This is a genomic window from Rubneribacter badeniensis, from assembly GCF_002899695.1.
Lineage (GTDB): Bacteria > Actinomycetota > Coriobacteriia > Coriobacteriales > Eggerthellaceae > Rubneribacter > Rubneribacter badeniensis.
Map to the genome: position 1 here is coordinate 1 of NZ_PPEL01000152.1, position 3,287 is coordinate 3,287.

The 3,287-nt window shown below is 62.5% G+C and carries 3 protein-coding genes; all 3 read left to right on the forward strand.

What is annotated here, in order from left to right; all coding sequences use genetic code 11:
- The first annotated feature begins 229 nt into the window (after positions 1-229).
- Positions 230-382, forward strand: a complete 153-nt coding sequence (locus C2L80_RS13985) for a hypothetical protein (protein WP_157941102.1) — start codon at positions 230-232, stop codon at positions 380-382.
- 88 nt (positions 383-470) lie between these two features.
- Positions 471-2,387: a hypothetical protein gene (locus C2L80_RS13345; protein ID WP_087195435.1), complete on the forward strand. Its 1,917-nt coding sequence runs from the start codon at positions 471-473 to the stop codon at positions 2,385-2,387.
- A gap of 28 nt (positions 2,388-2,415) precedes the next feature.
- A partial coding sequence (locus C2L80_RS13350) for a heme-binding Shp domain-containing protein (protein WP_204600618.1) occupies positions 2,416-3,287 on the forward strand: 872 nt, incomplete at its 3' end.

Genomic DNA, 3,287 nt, shown 5'->3' on the forward strand with positions numbered 1-3,287 from the left:
CGCTATATGAAGATTGTGTGAATTACCTTAGGGTAACAAAGGGCGCTCGTCAAAGAATAGTTAACTCCTGGTTACAATATCCCGATGTAAGTAGGCGCTAACTCTGAGGCCGCGACGGTTGTTGGGGCTTCGGCAGCGCGAGGCGCGCCGACGCTGCGGCATGGCCGTGGAGGTCGGCGCGGTCAGGCGACGCTCGGACGAGCGAGTGCAAAAGGAGGAACGGAGAGGCATGGCACAGTCAAGGCAGAAGTTCGCGTTCGCGCGTTGCGGCGCATCGGTGGCCCTGGCGGCGACGCTGTCGCTGAGCATGGTTCCCGCGACGGCTCTCGCCGAAGTGGATTCGGACGCACAGGGGGGGGGCGGTCGCAGCAGCGGCAGCTGACATCGTGCAGACCCCCGATGGCTTCTACGTTGAGAAGGGCAAGGCTTATGCCCAGAAGCTAACGTGGCTTAACGAGACTGGCAAAGATATGCTGGAGGGTGCTTTCGGCACGAACGTTTCCGCTGTTTTCGATGGATCGAGTTGGAACGTCACTTTCACTGCTTCGGGCGAGATGGGCAGCTTTGTGGAGTGGGTGAAAGTTGGCGACAATCAGCAGTCGGGCGTTGCTGCTGACGGTGGAAAGACCTATACGTTTTCCACTTCGAAGCTTTCCGACATGACGGAAGTGACCATGCTCGTCAATATGGGGCCTATGCAAAGGGAAGTGAGTAGCGGCATTACCATCAGCACTGACGGCCTGTCCACCACCGATCCCGAGCCTGAACCCGCTCCCGAACCTGAGCCTGGTGACGACGACGCCCTTGTAGCTGGTGTCGCGTATGCCGTGCCGCTCGATTTGGGTGGTTCGATGGCTGGCAACATGCTGGGCAAGAACGCCATCGTCACGAAGGCCGAGGACGGAACGTACACGGTGGTCATCACGGTTGCTGCGAGTGATACGTACTACTTCGAAGGCCTGACGGTGGGCGGCGTGCAGGCTACTCGCGCATACAGCACCGACGGTGCCAATTACGTGTTCACCGCCGAAGGGGTGTCTGCCATCAGCGGCGAGGTCAAGCTGGGCTTCACCTACACTCCGTACGGCATGTGGCGCACGATGAACCATAGCGCGAACGCCACGTTCGACACGGATAACGCCACGACCGACGGTGCGACCGCTCCTGAGGTTCAGAAGGGCGTCGTCAAGACCGATCTGAACAACACCATCGCTGCTGCGAAGGAGATCCAGCAGGGTTCCAAGACCGCCGAAGCCTACGAGACGCTGCAAGCGGCGATCTCCACAGCCGAGAAGGCGGCGGGCAACGACATGATTCCTCAGATGGGGATCGATGCCAACGTGAAGACGCTGATCGAGGCCATCCAGACGTTCAACGCGAGCCCTGATGCTTCTACCGATCCCGAGCAGCCTGGCGAGGAAGATGGCGATGCTGTTGAGACCCCCGATGGCTTTTTGCTGGTGCAGGGCCAGGAGTACACTGTGCCGGTGAAGCTCGTCAAGGATGATGGCTCCGACTCCATGGCCGCCGGCTATTTCGAGGCCGAGGGAACGGTCGTGTGGACGGGTTCCGCGTACCAGGTTACCTTCCGCATCACGTCCGATGGGCAGCAGTTCATCACCTCCATCGACGGTGTCGAAAACTTGGGCGGCGGTGCTTACCGGGCCACGGTCGATTCCATCGTCAAGCCCGTCACGCTCAAGTTCGGGCTGACGGTGCCGGGAGCGGGTTCCATGAACCAGACTGGCTACCTGCAGATCGACACGACGACCCTTCCCACGAAGTCCGGCGAGCAGATTAAGCCTGAAAATCCATCCACGCCTCCGAGTGAGAACAATAATAACAACCAGAACAACACCGGCAACGAGGTGACGGAGAAGTTCCAGGTGGGACATACGTACCAGGTGCCTATCGCGTTCTTGAAGCACAATAGCTCCGAAACTTCCATGGCGGCAAAATACCTGGGCGACACGGCGCTTGTGCGGCCGCAGGAGAACGGGACGTTCCAGGTGTCGTTCGCGGCCACGAGCGAGGGCTTGGGCTACATCAAGTCGCTCTCCTACAACGGCAGTGCGATCGCGCAGAGCGGCAACCAGTTCACGCTCTCGATCCCCGCAGCTGAAAGCGACGTGGTGATCCCCATCGAGATGGCCATCACCATGATGCAGCAGCTGGGCATCGGCCAGTCGCAGACCGCCGACATGCACCTGTACCTCTCCCAGGCGAAGGATCTGGGCACGGGCCAGGCCAGCTTGGCGGCGTCTTCGTCGAACCTCGCGCAGACCGGCGACTCCACCACGGGCGCTGCCACCCTCGCGGTGGGCGTGGCCGTGGCAGGTGCGGCGGCTGCGGTGGCGGCGCGTCGTCGTCTGTCCCAACAGAAGTAGCATCAACAGACGTTTTGAAAGGTGCGGCATGACCACGCGTATTCATTCTGCATTCGCGGCGGCTTGTGCCCTGGTTGCGACGCTCGTCCTTGCGGCGAGCGTCGCCTTCCCGGGCGTTGCGTTCGCCGCCGTTTCGGCTGTGTACACGGCCCCGACTACTCCCACCTACGAGAACCCCGCGACGGGCGTCATCGAGGACTCCGCAGGCCAGAGCAACGTGGCGCTGGGCGAGTCGATGGTATCGAGCATCGTCTACGAGAACGCGCTCATCGAGCGCGACACCGACGGCACGCTGTACGCGAGCTTGCGCTTCAAGCTGGCCGACCAGATCAGCAGCATCGGCTTCGAGGTGTCTGCCGACGGCTCCACCTACGAGACGGTGGAGGGCGTGCAGATGCAGACGGGCACCGATGCCGCCACCGCTACCGTCACGGCCGACTACCGCTTACCCATTCCCAGCGAGACGGCCACCATCCGCTGCTCTATGGACGTTATCCCCATGGGCCGAGCGGTCATCTACTTCATCCAGTTCGGCGCGCTGCAGGAGGGTGACGCCGACGGCACATTCGTGGTGTCGGTAACCCCCGGCGAGGGTACCGAGGACACGGCACCTGCCGCTACGGCGACCGACGGCGTGGCAACCGAGGAACCCGTGCAGGATGCCGACGATCTGACGAACGCCTCCAAGAACGAGGGCGTGCAGGAGTTCGACGAAGAGGGCCGCGAGGTCACGGGCGACAAGCAGGACCAAGGGTCGCTCGATAGCGGCACCATCCTCATGATCGTGGGCATCGCCGCGGCGGTGGTCGTGGTGGCCGGCGTCGTGGTGTACGTGGCGTACCTGCGCCCGAAGCGCGCGCAGCAGGCGAGCGCGGCGGCCGCCGCCGCGCTCGCCTGCTG

Excerpts from the sequence above, each read along its gene's own strand:
- C2L80_RS13985 (WP_157941102.1), top strand. The coding sequence starts at position 230 with ATGGCACAGTCAAGGCAGAAGTTCGCGTTCGCGCGTTGCGGCGCATCG.
- C2L80_RS13345 (WP_087195435.1), top strand. The coding sequence starts at position 471 with ATGCTGGAGGGTGCTTTCGGCACGAACGTTTCCGCTGTTTTCGATGGA.